This is a genomic window from Pengzhenrongella sicca (assembly GCF_017569225.1).
GTDB classification, from domain to species: Bacteria; Actinomycetota; Actinomycetes; order Actinomycetales; family Cellulomonadaceae; genus Pengzhenrongella; species Pengzhenrongella sicca.
In genome coordinates, this window is the sequence record NZ_CP071868.1 from 305986 (window position 1) to 322408 (window position 16423).

Genomic DNA, 16423 nt, shown 5'->3' on the forward strand with positions numbered 1-16423 from the left:
GGCTCACAGTGCCGCCGATGAGTCTCGGTCCTGTGGCCGCCCGCTCCGGGCGGCCCGGAGGAGGTCACCATGAGTACCGCCCTGCAGGAGACGACCCAGCCCGCCCAGGTGCTCGACCCGGCCTGGATCACCGCGACGGTGCGGCCGGCGGGCACCTTCGGGACCAGCGACAGCGGCCGGCTGCGCGCGCTGCTCGGCGCGCTCTCGGCCTGCGCGTCGATCGTCGTGCTGGATCTCCAGGCGGCCCGCCTGGGCGGCCGCGCCGGCGCCGTCGTCGACGCCGCGGCGGGTGCCTGCTGTGCATCAACGCGGATGCCCCCACGCGCGCGTGCCTCGCCGCCGCCGGCGGCCACGCCGTGCTGCTCGACCACGCGCCCGGGGTCGCGCCGTCGCCTACCGTAGGTGGGTGAGTACCTCCGGAGCCGTTGCAGCCTCGCGGCCGGCGCCCCGTTCGTTCGCGGCGCCGGGCCGCTCCGCGCGCCGTGGCGTCCTGCTGGGCCTCGCCGTGGCCGTCGCCTCCGCCGCGGGCGTCTGGCTCGTGTGGCGCATCTTCGTCGCGTCCGCCGCGGGGCAGCGCGTCGACCAGGCAGCGTTCGACGGCGCCCTCTATGGCCGCACGCGCCTGTGGCAGGTCGCCCAGCCGGTGCTCGACGTGGTCTCGGTGCCCTTCGTCGCGCTCGTGCTCGTGGTCGCGGTGCTCATCGCGGTGGTTCGCCGCCGGTGGGGCCTCGCTCTGCAGGTCGCGGTGCTCATGGGCGGGGCGAACCTGACCACGCAGCTGCTCAAGAATTTCGTCTTCGACCGGCCCGAGTTCGCGTCCGGGTACCTCAACACGCTGCCGAGCGGGCACACGACGGTCGCCGCGTCGGTGGCGGCAGCCTTCGTGTTCGTCGTCCCGCCCCGCGCCCGGCCGTCCGCGGCCGTGCTCGGCGCGGCCTACACGGCCGTGACGGGCGTCTCGACCCTCATCGGGCGCTGGCACCGGCCGAGCGACGTCGTCGCCGCCGTGCTCGTCGTGCTGGCCTGGAGCGGGCTCGCCTGCGCGCTCGCGGCCGCCTCCGGACCGCGGCAGCCGGACGGCGCGGCGGCCACGGTGACGGCCGAGTTCGCCCGCCCGCTCGTGCCGAGCGGCGCGGGCGCGGCGCGGCGTCGGCGGCCGAACGCGCTGGGCGTGGGCGGCATCCTGCTCCTGGTCGCGGCGCTCCTGGCGGCGCTGCCGGCCGCGTATTCGCTGCACCGGTTGTGGACCACGTCCGGGGACCTCGAGACCCGGGCAGAACTCCTCGTGGCGTACGCCGGCGGGGCGTTCGGTGTCGTCGCGGTCACCGCCGCGGCGTTCGCCGCGCTGCTCGTCGCGCGGCACGGCGCTGGCCGGCCCTCTTGACGAGAGGTCGTAGAGTGCCCGATCGACGGCATTGATCGCGGCGCAGTCATCTCGCCGCCTCGTCAGATCCCAGGAAGCAGGTCCGCATGTCCCGCAAGCTCGTCATCGTGGAGTCGCCGGCGAAGGCGCGCACGATCGCCGGCTACCTCGGCGCCGGTTACGAGGTCGAGGCCAGCGTCGGGCACATCCGTGACCTGCCGCAGCCCTCCGAGCTGCCCGCGGATATGAAGAAGGGCCCGTTCGGCAAGTTCGCCGTCGACGTGCACAACGGCTTCGAGCCGTACTACGTCGTGGATGCGGACAAGAAGAAGAAGGTCGCGGAGCTCAAGCGGCTGCTCAAGGACGCCGACGAGCTCTTCCTGGCCACTGATGAGGACCGCGAGGGCGAGGCCATCGCGTGGCACCTGCTCCAGGAGCTCAAGCCGAAGGTGCCCGTGCACCGGATGGTTTTCCACGAGATCACGCGCGAGGCGATCCAGCGCGCGCTCGAGAACACCCGCGACCTCGACGCGCACCTCGTGGACGCGCAGGAGACCCGCCGGATCCTCGACCGCCTGTACGGCTACGAGGTCTCGCCCGTGCTCTGGCGCAAGGTCCGCCAGGGCCTGTCCGCCGGGCGCGTGCAGTCCGTCGCGACCCGGCTCGTCGTCGAGCGCGAGCGTGAGCGGATGGCGTTCCGGGCCGCGGACTACTGGGACGTCAAGGCCCAGTTCGCGACCGACGACGCCGGCGAGCCCGCCTTCGGCGCGCGGCTCGCGACCGTCGACGGCGCGCGCGTCGCGACCGGCCGGGACTTCGACGACCAGGGCTCGCTGACCTCGACGACCGTGGTCCACCTCGACGAGTCGGCGGCGCGCACGCTCGTGACCGCGCTCGAGCACGCGGACTTCGCCGTCCGCAGCCTCGACACCAAGCCGTACACCCGCAAGCCGGCCGCGCCGTTCACGACGTCGACGCTGCAGCAGGAGGCCTCGCGCAAGCTGCGCCTCGGCTCCCGCCAGACGATGCGCACCGCGCAGTCACTGTACGAGAACGGGTACATCACCTATATGCGGACCGACTCGCCCGTGCTGAGCGTGCAGGCGATCGACGCCGCGCGCCGCCAGGCGGCCGAGCTGTACGGCCCCGAGTTCGTGCCGAGCTCGCCCCGCGTCTACTCCACCAAGAGCAAGGGCGCCCAGGAGGCGCACGAGGCGATCCGCCCCGCCGGCGACTCGTTCCGTACCCCCGCGCAGGTCGCGCGCGAGCTCTCCGGCGACCAGTTCAAGCTCTACGAGCTGATCTGGAAGCGCACCGTCGCCTCGCAGATGGCGGACGCGCGGGGGTCGACGGCCTCCGTCAAGATCGGTGCGCGCGCCAGCGATGGCCGCGACGCTGTCTTCGCCGCCTCGGGCACGGTCATCACCTTCCGCGGTTTCATGGCCGCCTACGAGGAGGGCCGCGACTCGGACCGCTACGCGGACGACGCCGCCGCGCCGTCGGCGGGCAAGGGCGACGAGGCCCGGCTGCCGCAGATGGCCCAGGGCGACGCGCTGACCGCGAGCGACCTCGACGCCGACGGGCACCAGACGTCCCCGCCGCCGCGCTTCACGGAGGCGAGCCTGATCAAGGCGCTCGAGGAGCGCGGCATCGGCCGGCCTTCGACGTACGCGGCCACGATCTCCGTCATCCAGGACCGCGGGTACGTCTCCAACCGCGGGCAGGCGCTCGTGCCGAGCTGGCTCGCGTTCGCGGTGACCCGCCTGCTCGAGGAGAACTTCCACTGGCTGGTCGACTACCGGTTCACCGCGAGCATGGAGGAGGACCTCGACGCGATCGCCGCCGGGGACAAGAACCGCGTCGAGTGGCTGAGCCGGTTCTACTTCGGCGACGTCGACGGCGCCGGGGCGGGCGAGGTCGAGGGCCTGAGCCACGCCGTCGAGAACCTCGGCGAGATCGATGCCCGCGAGGTCAACTCCATCCCGATCGGCGAGGGCATCACGCTGCGCGTCGGCCGGTACGGCCCGTATCTCGAGGACTCGGCGGCCCCGCTGACCGACGGCGGGGACCCGCGTCGCGCGGCCGTCCCGGAGGAGCTCGCGCCCGACGAGCTCACCGTCGCGAAGGCCCGCGAGCTGCTCGAGACCCAGGCCGAGGGCGACCAGGTGCTCGGCACCGACCCGGTGACGGGCACGTCGATCGTGGCGCGCAACGGCCGCTACGGCCCGTACGTCACCGAGCTGCTGCCCGAGCCCGAGCTGGACCCGGCCCTGTCGGCCGCCGCGAAGAAGAAGGCGCTCGCGGCGCTCCCCAAGCCCCGCACGGGATCGCTGCTGAAGTCCATGCAGCTGCAGACCGTCACGATCGACGACGCGCTCAAGCTGCTCTCGCTGCCGCGAACCGTCGGGATCGACCCCGAGTCGGGCGACCCGATCACCGCGCAGAACGGGCGCTACGGGCCGTACCTGAAGAAGGGCACCGACTCGCGCACGCTCGCGACCGAGGACTTGATCTTCGAGGTCACGCTCGAGGAGGCGCTGGCGATCTACGCCCAGCCCAAGCGCGGGCGCGGCGGCTCAGCCGCCGCCCCGCTCCGCGAGCTCGGGGTGGACCCCGTCTCCCAGAAGCCCGTCGTGGTCAAGGAGGGCCGCTTCGGCGCCTACGTGACCGACGGCGAGACGAACGGGACCCTGCGCACCGAGGACTCGGTCGAGGCGATCACCCTCGAGCGCGCCTCCGAGCTGCTCGCCGACAAGCGGGCGCGCGGGCCGGTCAAGGGTCGCAAGACCGCGGCCCGCAAGGCCGCGCCGAAGAAGGCCGCGCCCAAGAAGGCTGCCGTGAAGAAGACCGCGGTGAAGAAGGCTGCCGTGAAGAAGACTGCGGTCAAGAAGACTGCGGTCAAGAAGGCTGCGGTGAAGAAGGCCCCGGCGAAGAAGGCCGCCGGCACGACGGCGCCCGCGAAGGCCGCCGCGACGGCGTCGGCGGCCGTGCCCGCGAGGGCGACCGCCGCACGCTGACGCGTCCGGCGCGCGCTGACCGCTTGCGCGGGCGGCCGCGGCGGGCTCCCGTCTCCCCCTGCGAGACGGGAACGGCGACCGGTCCCGGTAGAGACGATCGCTGCGCCCAACGTACGCCGCCGCGCGGGCGCGGTCCCGCGGGGAGTCATCCGCGCAGGTGGCGGCCGGGGACACGCCGGCCGGTGCCGTCAGTGCGCCGGCGCTAATGTGAGCGCATGGCACATGTCGAGGATCCGCGTACCGCTCCGTCCATCCGCTGGGGAATCCTCGGCGCCGGCAACATCGCCGGCTCGTTCGCCGACGCCGTGAACTCCCACACCCGGTCTCCGCTCGTGGCCGTCGGCTCCCGCAACCGCGATCGCGTCGAGCGGTTCGCCACCGCGCACGGCATCCCCACGACGCACCAGGGCTACCGCGGCCTGGTCGAGGACCCGCAGGTCGACGCCGTGTACGTCGCGACCCCGCACTCCGAGCACCGGGCGCACGCCCTGCTGGCGATCGCCGCGGGCAAGCACGTGCTCGTCGAGAAGTCGTTCATGCGCAACGCGGGCGAGGCGGAGGAGGTCTTCGCCGCGGCCAAGGCCGCGGGGGTCTTCGTGATGGAGGCCATGTGGACGCGGTTCCTGCCGCACGTCGCCGCCCTGCGCCAGGTCATCGCCGCCGGCGAGATCGGCGAGATCGTCAACCTCTCGGCCGACCACGGCCAGTGGTTCGCGCCCGACCCCGCGAGCCGGCTGTTCGACCCGAAGCTCGCCGGCGGCGCGCTCCTGGACCTCGGCGTGTACCCCGTCTCCTTCGCGCACGACTTCCTCGGGGTGCCCGAGGCGGTCAGCGCCGTCGGGGCGCTCACCGACACGGGCGTCGACGGCCAGGTCAGCATGGTGCTGTCGTACGCGGCGGGGGTGCAGGCCACGTTGTCGACCACCCTGTGGTCGAAGACGCCGACGACGGCGAGCATCTCCGGCACCGAGGGTCACATCGCGATCGAGGGCAGCTTCTACGCGCCGACCTCGTTCCGGGTGACCCGCCGCGACGGCGCCGAGTGGACCTTCGGCCGCGGCGAGAGCGCCGGGCTGCAGTACGAGGCCGCCGAGGTGGCGCGGCGCATCGTCGCGGGCGAGACCGAGAGCCCGACCATGAGCTGGGACAACACGCTCGCCGTGATGCGCACCCTGGACGAGATCCGCGCGCAGATCGGGCTCGTGTACCCGGGGGAGTAGGCCCCCGGCCGACGGGGCGACGATGCCGGGCAGGTGGGCGGGGCCGGATACTCTGGCGCACGTGATCCACCCGCCCAGCCCCGGCCTCTTTCTCTCGTTCGAGGGCGGGGAGGGCGTCGGCAAGTCCACCCAGGCCCGGCTGCTCGCCGATTGGCTGCGCACGACCCTCGGGCGCGAGGTTGTGCTCACCCGCGAGCCCGGCGGCACGACGCTGGGGATCGAGCTGCGCAACGCCGTGCTGCACGGCGCGGAGATCGACGCGCGCACGGAGGCGCTGCTGTACGCGACGGACCGCGCGCACCACGTCCACTCGCTCGTCCGCCCCGCGCTGGCGCGCGGCGCCGTGGTGATCACCGACCGCTACCTGGACTCGTCGGTCGCGTATCAGGGCAACGGCCGCGACCTGGGCGCGGCCGAGGTCGAGAGGCTGTCGCTCTGGGCGACCGAGGGCCTGCTGCCGCACCTCACGGTGCTGCTGGACCTCGACCCGCGGATCGGCCTGACGCGCCTGACGGGCGACCCCGACCGCCTCGAGCGCGCCGGCATCGACTTCCACGCCCGGACCCGGCAGGCGTTCCTCGACCGCGCCGCCGCCGAGCCGGCCCGGTGGGTCGTCGTCGACGCCTCCCGCGGGGTCGACGAGATCCACCGCGAGGTCCGCGCGCGCGCCGAGGCGCTGCCCGGTCTCGCACCCGTGGCGCGCGACGGCGAGGTCGCCCGGTGAGCGTGTGGGACGACGTCGTCGGGCAGGAGAGCGCGGTGGCGGCGCTGCGCGCGGCCGTCAGCGACCCGGCGGCGATGACCCACGCGTGGCTGATCACCGGGCCGCCCGGCTCGGGCCGGTCGAACGCCGCCCGCGCGTTCGCGGCGGCGCTGCAGTGCCTCGAGGGCGGCTGCGGCCACTGCACCGCGTGCACGACGGCGCTCGCGGGAACCCATGCGGACGTCACCGTGGTCGCGACCGAGACCGTCGGCATCAAGATCGAGGAGACCCGGTCGCTGGTCTCCCTGGCCCAGCGCGCGCCGTCGGGCGGCCGCTGGCGCGTGATCCTGGTCGAGGACGCCGACCGGATGGCCGAGCGGACCTCCAATGTGCTGCTCAAGGCGATCGAGGAGCCGCCGCCGCGCACGGTCTGGCTGCTGTGCGCGCCGAGCCCCCAGGACGTCGTCGTGACGATCCGGTCTCGGGCCCGGTCCGTCGCGCTGCGCGTGCCCCCGGTCGAGGCCGTCGCCGCGCTGCTCGTCGCGCGTGACGGCGTCGACCCGGCGCTCGCCGAGGTCGCCGCGCGCGCCGCGCAGTGCCACATCGGGATCGCGCGCCGGCTGGCCCGCGACTCGGACGCGCGCGATCGGCGCGCCCAGGTGCTTGCGATCCCCGGCACCATCCGCGGCGTCGGCGACGCCGTGCTCGCCGCCGGGCGCCTCGTGGAGGTCTCGCAGGCCGAGGCCAAGGCGGCGACCGAGCACCGGGACGCAACCGAGAAGGCCGCCCTGCTGCGCGCGATCGGCGCCGAGGGCGCGGCGACGCTGCCGCCGAGCCTGCGCTCGCAGGTGACCCAGCTCGAGAAGGACCAGAAGGGCCGCGCGACCCGGGCCCAGCGTGACGTGCTCGACCGCTCGATGATCGACCTGCTGTCGCTGTACCGGGACGTGCTCGTCGTGCAGCTCGGCGCCGGGGTCGAGCTCGTGAACGTCGCGCTCGGCGAGCAGGTCAAGGTGCTCGCGGCCGCGAGCTCGCCGGCGCAGACGTTGCGCCGGATGGACGCGATCGGCGCGGCCCGTACGCGCCTGGGCGGCAACGTCGCGCCCCTGCTCGCGATGGAGGCGATGACGATCGCGCTGCGGCCGCAGGGTTAGGCGGGCTGCCCTGAGGCGTCACGCAGGTGCACGGTGAAGGACGCCCCGCCCTCCGGGGCGGTGCCGGCGCCGATCTCCCCCCCGAGGCGGCGCACGAGGCCGTGCACGAGCGACAGCCCGATCCCGACGCCGCCCGGCCGGTCGACGCGGTACCGCTCGCCGAGCACGCCGGGCTCGAACGCGACGGCGTAGTCGGCGGGGGCGAGCCCTGGGCCGCCGTCGCGCACCTGCAGGACGGCGACCGTACCCGCCGGGTCCGAGCGGGCCGGTGCGCGCAGCGCCAGCACGACGGGTGCTCCCGCGGGAGTGGCCCGCACGGCGTTCTCGGCCAGGCCGTCGATCACCTGGCGCAGGCGCCCGGCGTCCGTTCGCAGCGTGAGCGCCGCGCCCGCGGGTTCGACGCGGAGCTCGACCCCGCGCGTGGCGGCGCGGGCGCGCCACACCGTCGCTGCGTCGTCGAGCAGCGCGCCGAGGTCGACGCGGGCGACGTCGAGCGGGAAGTCGACCGCGCCCAGCCGGGCCAGGTCGAGCAGGTCGTGGACGAGCCGTTCGAGTCGCAGCGACTCGGCGAGCACGACGCGGCCCGCCTGCGCCGCGTCGTCGCCCGTGACCACGCCGTCCGCGATCGACTCGGCGAACCCGCGCACCGCCGTCAACGGCGTGCGCAGCTCGTGCGAGACCGAGAGCAGGAACGCGCGCTGCCTCGCCTCGCTGCGCTGGAGCGCGTCGGCGAGGTCGTTGAGGCTCGCGGCGACGTCGGCGACCTCGGGCGGGCCCTCGACCGCGACCCGGACGTCGCGCCGCCCCGCGCCCATCTCGCGCGCGGCGTGCGCCGTGCGGCGCAGCGGCCGCGTCAGGAGCAGCGACAGCGACCCGCCCGCCGTGACCCCGACGAGCAGCCCCACGCCCACGCTCACGAGCACGGAGCGGAGCACGATCGGTCGGCGGGCGAGAACGCGGGCGTCGCGGCGTGCGCCGCCGTCGGTGCCGCGCAGGGTCTGCGCCGTCGTCCCAGCCGTGGCGGTGTCGGCCCGGTCGGCCGCGGCCAGGGAGCGGGCCGTGGCGATGCTCGCGAGCATCGCCGCGACGAGGGCGACCCCGACACAGAGCAGCGTGATGCGGGCGGTGATCGAGAGGGGACGCCGCGGCGGGTTCACCGCACGTCGCCGCGTTCGTCGGCGGCATAGCCGACGCCGCGAACCGTCCGGATCGGGCACCCCGCGCCGAACTTCGTGCGCAGCTGGGAGATGTGCACGTCGACCGTCCGGCTGCCCGCGGCCGCGCTGTAGCCCCAGACCGCGCCGAGCAGCTCGTCGCGTTGCCAGACGCGGCCCGGCTGCCGCACCAGGTGCGCGAGCAGGTCAAACTCGGTCGCCGTCAGCGCGACCTCGGCGCCCTCGTTCCACGCGCGACGCTGCGCGGCGTCGAGCACGACCGGGCCGAGCGTGTGCCGGCCGCCGGCGGCGTCATCGGGCTGCGAGCGGCGCAGCACCGCGTGCACCCGGGCGACGAGCTCGCGCGGGCTGAACGGCTTCGTCACGTAGTCGTCGGCGCCCAGCTCGAGGCCGAGCACGCGGTCGACCTCGTCGTCGCGCGCCGTCACGAACAGCACGGGGGTCCGGTCTCCGTCGGCGCGTAGGCGCCGGCAGACCTCGATGCCGTCCATGCCCGGCAGGCCGATGTCGAGAACGACGGCGACAGGCCGATGGCTGCGGATCGCCTGCAGCGCCGTTGCACCGTTCCCGTAGGTCTCGACCCCGAACCCATCGCGGTCGAGGTACAGCCGGACCAGGCTGGCGACCGCGGGGTCGTCCTCCGCCACGACGACGAGGCCCTTGCCGGGGGCGGCGCGGTCCGCCCGCGGGTCGTGCCGGCTCACGTGGTCGGTCACTCTCGTCACCCCGTCACCCCGTCGCGTCCGCGGCCACGTCGGCCGCTACCTCGTCCCCGAGCTCGTCGGCCGCGGCCAGCGCCGCCTCGAGTTCGCTGAGGTCATCCTCTCCGATCGCCGCGGCGGCCGACGACCCGGCGGTCGGCCGTTCTGCGGCCGATTCTGCGGCTGGTCCTGCGGCTGGCTCCGCCGAGTCGTCCACGAGGCCGCAGGCCGCGACGGTCAGCGCGAGTCCCAGGGCCGCTGCGGCCGCCCGCGCTCCACGCCGCGCTGCCCGCGTCACGAGGCGGTCCCGGTGCTCGACGTGCAGACGGTGGCCTCGGCTGCCGCGATCCGCACGGCCGCCCGTTCGAGGTCCTGCACCCGGCTCTCGCGGCGCGTGGCACGCGCCTCGAGCCGCCCGGCCGCGGCCTCGCGACCGGCCGCGCGCGCCGTCTCGGCGCGCTGCGTCAGCGCGGCGACGGAACCCGCGACGTCCTCGTCCCCGTGGATCCGGGCGATGAGGTCGGCGATCTGCTGCTGCGCGGCGGGCGCCTTCGCGCACAGGGCCTCGACCCGAGCGGGGTCGAGCGTGAGGTTGACGTCCCCGTCGTCGTCGGTGACGACGGCAGGGTTCGCGGACGGGGCCGTCGCGGGCGTCGCCCAGGTGGCGCCCGCGGTCGCGGTGAACAAGGCGCCGATGGTGAGCGTCGCCGCGATCACGGTGGCGGCGCGGCGGTTCAGGTGTGCGGTCATGGTGGCATCCGATCGTCGAGGTGGGTGCCGGGCTCTCCGGCAGTCCCGACGATGCCGCGACCGGGTCAGGTGACCGTTCGCCGATTGTTCGGATCGTGCAAGGGGATCGTGCAAGGGGATCACGCACGGGACGTGCCAGGGGATCACGCACGGGTGTCCTGAGCTCACGGGAGCCAGGCGCCCGCAGACATGAGGGTCCGGCCGGCGAGCTCGTCCGCCTCCCGCCAGGCCTGGACCCGGTCGGGCCGCAGCACGACGTAGACGTAGCCGCCGCCGGCCGTGCGCGGGTCCCAGTCGGCCTGTGCCGCGAACCCGTCGGCCAGCCCCTGGGGCGCCTCGCCGACGCCCACGACCAGCCCGACCGCGGCGTCGACCACGACGACGTCGCGGGTCGGGCCGAGCGCGAGCCGCGCCCCCGCGTGCGCGGCGAGGTTGCGGCCCGTGCGCGAGCCGCGGTCGACCGCGATGACCACGCGGTCGCCGAGCCACGCGATCGACAGCGGCACGAGGTGGGCACGTGGGGCCCCGCGTGCGTCGACGGACGCCGTGCCCACCCACGCGTCCAGGGCCGGCGTGGCCAGCAGCGCGAGGGTGTCTGCCCTGCGCTGCTGGCCGGTGCGGGGGCCCGCCGCGCTCACGGCGCGGGCTGCAGCAGGCCGATCGTGTTGCCGTCGCCGTCGCGGACCGTGGCGATCAGCTTGCCGCCGCCGACGTCGCTCACGGGACGCAGCGCCTGCGCGCCCGCCTCGAGCAGGCTCGCGAGCGCGCCCGCGATGTCGTCCACGTGCCAGTAGCCGACCGGGCCGGTCATGCCCTGGCGGTGGCCGTTCGGATCGAGGCCGATCTCCTGGTCGCCGACCGAGAACCCCACGTAGTACGGCGAGTCCGTCGTGGGCTCGGCGGCGAGCAGGCGGCTGTACAGCGCCGTGGCGCTGGAGAGGTCGGTGACCGGGACGATCACGGTCTTGATCCCGGACAGCTGGGTCGTTCCTTGCGTCATGGCGGGCTCCTCGGCTCGTTGATCAGTCCGCGGCGGCTGCCGCGTCACTGCTATGACGCCCGGCGGCGAGAGAAGGTGACGATGACGCCCGGTGACGAGAGAAGGTGACGCCTGGGCCGGATACGGTTGGGGGGTGCTTCGCCCCACCCCCGCCGTCCCCCGTCCCACCGATCTCGCCGCCGGCCGCGCCGTGCGCCGCGCCGCGCGCCGGCTGCCGGGCGCCGCGGTCGCCGTCGCCGGCGTCCTGGCGCTGCTGCTCGCGGGCTGCACCGCGCCGAAGAACCAGACCGAGGTCGACAACGAGGTCGAGGTGGGGGCGACCCCGTCGGCGACGAGCGACGTGCCCGCCGAGCTGCGGGAGTACTACGAGCAGGCGATCGACTGGACGGCGTGCGGCGAGTTCCAGTGCGGGACCGTGCGCGTGCCGGTCGACTACGCCGATCCGGCCGCGGCCTCGATCGACCTCGCGGTCAAGCGCTCGGTCGCGACGGGCGGGGACGCGATCGGGTCGCTGCTCGTCAATCCCGGTGGCCCGGGCGCGTCCGGCGTCGACTTCGTCGACAGCGTGGTCGGCGTCGTCGGCCCGGGCGTGGTCGAGCAGTACGACATCGTCGGCTTCGACCCGCGAGGCGTGGCGAGCTCGAATCCCGTCACGTGCCTCGACGACGACGCCAAGGACGACCTGCTCTCGGCCGACTTCGACTACTCGACGGACGCGGGGATCGCGGCCGCGGAGGACGCCTACGCGGCGATGGGCGCGGCCTGTGCCGCGAACACGGGTGAGCTGCTCGGGCACGTGGACACGGTGAGCGCCGCGCGAGACCTGGACGTGCTGCGGGCGACGCTCGGCGACGAGGCGCTCTCGTACCTCGGGTACTCCTACGGCACGCTGCTCGGCGCGACGTACGCGGGGCTGTTCCCGGAGAAGGTCGGCCGCGTCGTGCTCGACGGGGCGTTGGACCCGTCGCTCAGCTCGGATGAGCTCGGGCTCGGGCAGGCGGTCGGTTTCGAGAACGCGCTGCGCGCCTACGTCGAGGACTGCCTGGGCGGTTCCGGGTGTCCGCTGACCGGGACGGTCGAGGACGGCCTCGGCCAGATCCACGACCTCGTCGAGGGCGCGCGCCGGAGCCCGCTGGCCACCTCGAGCGACCGCCAGCTCACCGGGACGCTCGCGTTCTACGGGATCGCCGTGACGCTCTACGACAACGGCAGCTGGCCGGTGCTCACCCAGGCGCTCGTCCCCGCGCTCACCGAGGACGACGGCTCGCTCCTGCTTCGCCTCGCGGACATCTACAACGACCGCAACGACGACGGCTCGTTCGCGTCGAACTCGACCGAGGCGTTCACCGCGATCAACTGCCTCGACGGCGCGTCGTCGGCCGACCCGGCGGCGATGCGCGCGTCCGCCGCGGCGACCGAAGCCGCCGCCCCGACGCTCGGCTACTACTTCAGCTACGGCGGCGTCATCTGCGCCGACTGGCCGTACGCCTCGACCGGCACTGCGGCGCCGATCACGGCCGACGGCGCGGCGCCGATCCTGGTGATCGGCACCACCAACGACCCGGCCACGCCGTATTTGTGGGCGCAGAGCCTCGCGGAGCAGCTCAGCTCCGGCGAGCTGCTGACGTACGAGGGGGAGGGGCACACCGCCTACGGCCGGTCGAACGACTGCATCCTCGGCGCCGTCGACGCGTACCTGCTCGAGGGGACGATGCCCGCACCGGACACCCGCTGCTGACCAGTTCAGAAGGGTGGGTCGTCGGGCTGGGGTTCGTGGAGCCGCGGCCGGTCGGGTGGCGGCGGCTCGGGATTGACCTCGGTGGCCGGTCGCTTGTAGCGGTGTTTGGTGGGTGAGGTCCACCACGTGTCGCCGGTGGAGGTGTCGAGGTCGGGGTGCCAACCGCCGTAGGTCTTGGCCCGGTGATGGTGGCGACACAGCGAGTGCAGGTTCTCCGCGCAGGTCTGCCCGCCGAGGTCGGGGTGGTCGTGGTCGTAGGGGTCGCGGTGGTCCAGGTCGCACCGCCACGCGGGCATCCGGCACCCCACGAACGTGCAGGTCTTGTCCCGCGCCAGGACGGTGCCGGTCAGGTCGGCGCCGGGCCGGTACCCGCGCGGCCCGATCCCGGTCACGCACCCGGTGGCGGGGGCGGTGAAGATCCGCCGCCATGTCGCGTCTGCCGCGATCGCCCGCACCAGGTCTGCGGGGATCGGCCCGTACCCGGCCAGCTCCCCGGGCACCTCATCCAACCCCAACAACGTGGTCGCAGCCGCGGTCACCTGCAGGTGCGGTCGACGCCCCTGCTCCGTCTTCAAGACCCCGCCCGGCTGACCCTCCTTCCCTGGCGGTGCGTTGGTGGGGGCGATGCCGTTGTCGAGGATGTCGGTGCAGAGGTCGGTCAGGGCGTCCGCTCGCCGCGCCGCCACACCGCGTGGGTCGGCGGGGTCCGCGGAGGCGGCGATGGCGTCGATCGCGGTGAACACGGTCATCGCGTCCTTGGCGGGTAGGTACGCGGTCAACCACGCCATCACCCCAGGCGCCGGGCTGACCCGCACATACCTGTCGGCGGCGTCGCGGGCGCGCCGCTCGGCGACGGCGGCCGGGTTCACGGTCAGCTCGACCTTGCGCAAGCGTGCCTTCAACGCCGGCACCGTCAATCCCGGTGCGACCGGCAGCACCTTGTCCAGGACGGCCGCGGCCGCGTCGTCGTCGAGGTGCCCGACGCCGTCGACCAGGGCGGTGGCCTTGCGATGATCGATCACCCCAGCCACCAACGCCTCATTCACCGCGGGCCACACCTGCAGCGAGGTCCCGAGACTGACCTTCGCCTCCGCCACCGACCGAGACATCACCAGCACCGACGCGACCTCATCACCCACGAACTCAGACAGCCGCTGCGCGTCGCGGCGGCGGGCGAGCTCGGCGATCATCTCGCCCTGCCGCGCCGCAGCCAACGACGTCACGCGCTCCCAGGCGGCGATCGCCTCGATCAACACCGCATCATGCACATCCGACGGGCACAGACCCTCAAGCAGGTCCACCAGCGACGAGCCGGGCGCCTGCCCCATCAAGGCCGTAGCCAACGCGACCTGATCGATCGGCCCCGCGATGCAGGACCCCGCGGCCGCGGCCTGCGCCAACGCCGCCCCCGCCTCCGCAAACACCCGCCCAAGCAACAGCCCGAACGCCACATCCACCGAGGCGCCCGCGACCGCCAGCCCGGCCCCCGCCGGGACCCCCGCAACTTCGTCATCGCTCGGTTCGAACATGTGTACACACTAGGACGGACCACCCACACGCACCCCACCCCGAAGTCCAACCTGTGCACAGCCTCACCGCCGGCTGCGGCACCCGGTGGAATCACCCATCTAGGGCACGCCTGGCCCGAGCGGAGGCGGTCCGTCCATCGTCGCGCCGGCGCTCGTCGGGGCGGGCTCCTTGAGTTCGATGAAGATCGAGCGAGTCTCGGTGTCGCCGATGTTCTGGCCCCGGTGCTCTTGTGCGGGCAGCCAGGTCACGAATCCGGCTGGCAGGTCGACGTCGCGCTGGGCCTCGCCCAGGGTCAGCCGGCGCCGGAACGACGACAGAGTCACCATGACGCTGTCCGGGTGGGCGTGCGGGTTCGTGGCCGCACCGGGGGAGTCCGTGTACTCGAGAACCCGCACGCGCTCGTTCTCGAAGACGACGACGTATTTGTCCGGATCCGTGCTGATCGGGTCGAGGTTCATGCCCTGAGTCTTGCGCGGGTGTCAAGGGCCGCTTTGGACCCAGCGGCTCGGGTAGGTACAGTGGCTCCCGCCCGTCCAGGCCGATCAGGTCGCGGACGTGCCGCCTTAGCTCAGTCGGTAGAGCGTCTCACTCGTAATGAGAAGGTCAACAGTTCGATTCTGTTAGGCGGCTCCACCATAAAAAGAGCCCGTCACCTGCGTACCAGCAGGGGACGGGCTCTTCGCTACTCCGGGTCAAATCAGGGGTTCTGAAGCAGTCCCGTCAGGCGCTCAGGCACATCCGCCGGGAAGCGAATCACCTCCTGGCCCGTGAGTTGCCGACGGTACGCCCGTCGCGAAGACCGGCGGGGTGCTCAGGTGTCGCCATCGGCGCGCTGGTAAAGCCTCCTCGCGCGCAGGTTGGCGGCCACCGCGTCGCTTGGTGCTGCCTGACCTGGAGCCGACGTGGTGGGTTCAGGTCAGGCAACCCGCTCAGCTGGGTGCGGCGCGTCCCTCAAGACGGCTAGGACGAGGTGGAACAATTGCGGCATGCCGGACACTTCACGCACCGATATGCACGCACCGAAGGGGGCCAGCGCCGGCATCAGCGCGTTCGTGACAAGCGTTCTTGACCAGCTCGCCATCAGTGCCTGGCTCCCGGCGGCCATGCTCATCGGCGTCGGTACGTTGCTTGTCCAATTGCACACCAACCTGAACCTTGACCTTCCAGCGGCAGTCAACGACATCGCCTCCGCGCCCTGGGGTGTCCTCGTCATGTTGGTGTTTGGCCTGGTCCTCACGACTATGGTGACGCAAGCATTCTCTTTCGGGGTCATCCGTGTGCTTGAAGGCTATTGGGGGCCGCGAATATTCGTGGACATGCTGACAAGGTCCCGGGTGAAGCGCCACGTTCGGCTCGCCCAGCGGGCAAAGAATCGAGTTATTCGCCTTCAGCAGCAACTGTTCGAGTCGGCGCGTCCGAGGCTCCTTCGTGAGGAGGACTCGGCGCACGTCGACGTCTGGGAGGCCGAGGTTTACCAGATTTCCCACGAAAAGAGGCGCCAGGGTGATCCCAAGATCATCGCAGAGGCCAGCGAGATTGATTGGCGAGAGAAGGCTGATCCGGGGCTAGCGGCTCTCTTCTACCGAGCGTTTCAGCGGCAGGACGATTATCCGACGAGGCCGAGTCGAATACTCCCGACTGCGCTCGGAAATGTTCTGAGGGCCTCCGAGGAACATCTTAGATTGAAGGGAACTGCACTTGAACGGTTCGTGATGGAGAATTATGACGCGGTTCCGCCTCGTCTGATGACACAGCACGACCAGTTCCGCGACAGGCTTGACATGTATTCGCTGCTCGTTCTGGTATTCGGAGCGCTTGCGGCCAGCTCGCTTCCCTTGCTCTACTTCCCCGCAGAGTCGCAGGCGTGGCTGCCGCCGGTGGGCGGTTGTGTCGCGATGGTGAGTCTCGGTTGGCTGAGCTACCGAGCGGCCATCGCGTCGGCTCGGGGATACGGATCTACCCTGCGCTCGATACGCGATGAGGTTGCGAGAAGGGCGAGGGCCAGCGGTTCGGCTCCAACCCATGCGGCCACGAGTGTTGCTACTCAGATGCCGGTTCCATAGGTACGTTGT

16 protein-coding genes and 1 tRNA gene are annotated in these 16423 nt (G+C 73.0%); 9 read left to right on the forward strand and 8 right to left on the reverse strand.

Annotation, left to right across the window (positions count from 1 at the left end):
* Window positions 1-69 precede the first annotated feature (69 nt).
* From J4E96_RS01360 to J4E96_RS01385, 6 genes are all read left to right on the forward strand, one after another.
* On the forward strand, window positions 70-402 hold the full coding sequence (locus J4E96_RS01360) for a hypothetical protein (protein ID WP_227424022.1): 333 nt from the start codon (window positions 70-72) through the stop codon (window positions 400-402).
* A 4-nt stretch (window positions 403-406) separates the two neighbouring features.
* Window positions 407-1384, forward strand: coding sequence for a phosphatase PAP2 family protein (locus J4E96_RS01365; protein WP_227424023.1), 978 nt, complete (start codon window positions 407-409; stop codon window positions 1382-1384).
* Window positions 1385-1470: 86 nt separating this feature from the next.
* Window positions 1471-4380, forward strand: a complete 2910-nt coding sequence (gene topA / locus J4E96_RS01370) for a type I DNA topoisomerase (RefSeq protein WP_227424024.1) — start codon at window positions 1471-1473, stop codon at window positions 4378-4380.
* Window positions 4381-4595: 215 nt separating this feature from the next.
* The gene (locus tag J4E96_RS01375; protein WP_227424025.1) at window positions 4596-5600 is read left to right on the forward strand and encodes a Gfo/Idh/MocA family protein; all 1005 of its coding nucleotides are present in this window, start codon (window positions 4596-4598) and stop codon (window positions 5598-5600) included.
* A 22-nt stretch (window positions 5601-5622) separates the two neighbouring features.
* Complete coding sequence (gene tmk, locus J4E96_RS01380; protein ID WP_227424026.1) at window positions 5623-6324, forward strand: dTMP kinase; 702 nt, start codon at window positions 5623-5625, stop codon at window positions 6322-6324.
* Complete coding sequence (locus J4E96_RS01385) at window positions 6321-7457, forward strand: DNA polymerase III subunit delta' (protein ID WP_227424027.1); 1137 nt, start codon at window positions 6321-6323, stop codon at window positions 7455-7457. The genes tmk and J4E96_RS01385 overlap by 4 nt, the downstream gene beginning before the upstream one ends.
* Here J4E96_RS01385 and J4E96_RS01390 read toward each other — a convergent pair.
* From J4E96_RS01390 to J4E96_RS01415, 6 genes are all read right to left on the reverse strand, one after another.
* A complete protein-coding gene (locus J4E96_RS01390; protein WP_227424028.1) occupies window positions 7454-8614 on the reverse strand; it encodes a sensor histidine kinase in 1161 nt (386 codons plus the stop codon). The two genes, J4E96_RS01385 and J4E96_RS01390, sit on opposite strands and share 4 nt — an antisense overlap.
* On the reverse strand, window positions 8611-9357 hold the full coding sequence (locus tag J4E96_RS01395) for a response regulator transcription factor (RefSeq protein WP_227424029.1): 747 nt from the start codon (window positions 9355-9357) through the stop codon (window positions 8611-8613). Before J4E96_RS01395 ends, J4E96_RS01390 begins: the two co-directional genes overlap by 4 nt.
* A gap of 4 nt (window positions 9358-9361) precedes the next feature.
* Window positions 9362-9631 (reverse strand): hypothetical protein, encoded by a 270-nt coding sequence (locus J4E96_RS01400; protein ID WP_227424030.1) that lies wholly within the window; start codon window positions 9629-9631, stop codon window positions 9362-9364.
* Window positions 9628-10083: a hypothetical protein gene (locus J4E96_RS01405; protein ID WP_227424031.1), complete on the reverse strand. Its 456-nt coding sequence runs from the start codon at window positions 10081-10083 to the stop codon at window positions 9628-9630. Before J4E96_RS01405 ends, J4E96_RS01400 begins: the two co-directional genes overlap by 4 nt.
* Window positions 10084-10247: 164 nt before the next feature.
* Entirely contained in the window at window positions 10248-10721 is a 474-nt protein-coding gene (locus J4E96_RS01410; protein WP_227424032.1) for a pyridoxamine 5'-phosphate oxidase family protein, read from the reverse strand.
* Complete coding sequence (locus J4E96_RS01415) at window positions 10718-11083, reverse strand: VOC family protein (protein WP_227424033.1); 366 nt, start codon at window positions 11081-11083, stop codon at window positions 10718-10720. The genes J4E96_RS01410 and J4E96_RS01415 overlap by 4 nt, the downstream gene beginning before the upstream one ends.
* Before the next feature lie 133 nt (window positions 11084-11216).
* Here J4E96_RS01415 and J4E96_RS01420 point away from each other — a divergent pair, with 133 nt between their 5' ends.
* A complete protein-coding gene (locus J4E96_RS01420) occupies window positions 11217-12821 on the forward strand; it encodes an alpha/beta hydrolase (RefSeq protein WP_227424034.1) in 1605 nt (534 codons plus the stop codon).
* A 5-nt stretch (window positions 12822-12826) separates the two neighbouring features.
* Here the strand turns inward: J4E96_RS01420 and J4E96_RS01425 are convergent, their stop codons facing one another.
* Together J4E96_RS01425 and J4E96_RS01430 are read right to left on the reverse strand one after the other, a co-directional pair.
* On the reverse strand, window positions 12827-14350 hold the full coding sequence (locus J4E96_RS01425) for an HNH endonuclease signature motif containing protein (protein WP_227424035.1): 1524 nt from the start codon (window positions 14348-14350) through the stop codon (window positions 12827-12829).
* Window positions 14351-14449: 99 nt separating this feature from the next.
* Window positions 14450-14809 (reverse strand): cupin domain-containing protein, encoded by a 360-nt coding sequence (locus J4E96_RS01430; protein WP_227424036.1) that lies wholly within the window; start codon window positions 14807-14809, stop codon window positions 14450-14452.
* A 99-nt stretch (window positions 14810-14908) separates the two neighbouring features.
* Here J4E96_RS01430 and J4E96_RS01435 point away from each other — a divergent pair.
* Together J4E96_RS01435 and J4E96_RS01440 are read left to right on the forward strand one after the other, a co-directional pair.
* A tRNA-Thr gene (locus J4E96_RS01435) sits at window positions 14909-14984 on the forward strand.
* Between the two features lie 353 nt (window positions 14985-15337).
* Window positions 15338-16414, forward strand: coding sequence for a hypothetical protein (locus J4E96_RS01440; RefSeq protein WP_227424037.1), 1077 nt, complete (start codon window positions 15338-15340; stop codon window positions 16412-16414).
* The last annotated feature ends 9 nt before the right edge of the window (window positions 16415-16423 follow it).